Origin of the sequence: Bartonella sp. AP58NXGY (assembly GCF_042195785.1) — a bacterium.
Taxonomy (GTDB): domain Bacteria; phylum Pseudomonadota; class Alphaproteobacteria; order Rhizobiales; family Rhizobiaceae; genus Bartonella.
Window position 1 is genome coordinate 1 of record NZ_JBHIOY010000110.1, and the last position, 1,044, is coordinate 1,044.

Genomic DNA, 1,044 nt, shown 5'->3' on the forward strand with positions numbered 1-1,044 from the left:
TCCAAAACCGATTGTTGTTTTACAAGCGATTAAAGTTGGTTTATCAGAATTTTTCGCCTCTTCAATGGCATGTGCAATGGCTGTTTGGCTATGTCCATCGACTTTGAGTGTATTCCAACCCGATGCTTTAAAACGCGCGCACTGATCTGTACTATCCGCAAGAGAAATTTCTCCATCGATAGAAATATTATTATCATCCCACAACACGATAAGCTTGTGAAGTTTTAAATGCCCAGCTAAGGAAAGTGCTTCTTGCGAAATGCCTTCCATCAGGCATCCATCCCCCACCAATGCATAAGTGTAATGGTTGATAAGATCGCCAAAACGAGCATTTTGCAACCGTTCTGCAAGAGCCATTCCCACGGCATTCGCCAACCCTTGTCCGAGAGGTCCAGTGGTTGTTTCAATTCCTGCTGCATGCCCATATTCTGGATGTCCTGCAAGCTTTGCTCCTAATTGGCGAAAATTTTTAAGATCCTCAATACAGATATCTTCATAACCTGAAAGATACAGCAGAGCATAAAGCAACATCGATCCATGCCCTGCTGATAAGACAAAACGATCACGGTTAGGCCAACGAGGATTTTTGGGATCATGAGCAAGGAATTGTGTATAAAGAACCGTCGCAATATCAGCGGCTCCCATTGGCAAGCCCGGATGACCAGAATTGGCTTTTTCAATCGCATCAATAGCTAGAAAACGGATAGCATTAGCCATCTGATTCTGTTGGAGGGTGTTTGTCATGAATGATCGACCATTTTTTTTAATACATTATTCTGTTGTTTTTTCCGTATTGTCTTAAAGTTCCTTAAGAAATACTCTTTTACCCATCAGCGTGAGACTTTTGTCACCACTTCCATAACATTAATAACACATTCCCCTCACGCATCCTGTACAACCATGTCATTTATGCCAATACGCGCAAAAAATCCAGCTTTTAATTTATATCCATCCCCTGCTTTGCTTGCTAAAATATCCTACATACTTAAAAATGAGAGAGACATATTATAAGAATGTAAGTGATTCGTTTTTGCATAACGCATT

Annotated in this window: 1 protein-coding gene; it reads right to left on the reverse strand. The window is 40.8% G+C overall.

From position 1 onward, the window contains the following. Positions 1-744, reverse strand: a 744-nt coding sequence (locus tag ACFINC_RS09815) for a 1-deoxy-D-xylulose-5-phosphate synthase N-terminal domain-containing protein (protein WP_375617091.1), incomplete at its 3' end; no start/stop codon positions are given. Positions 745-1,044: the final 300 nt, after the last annotated feature.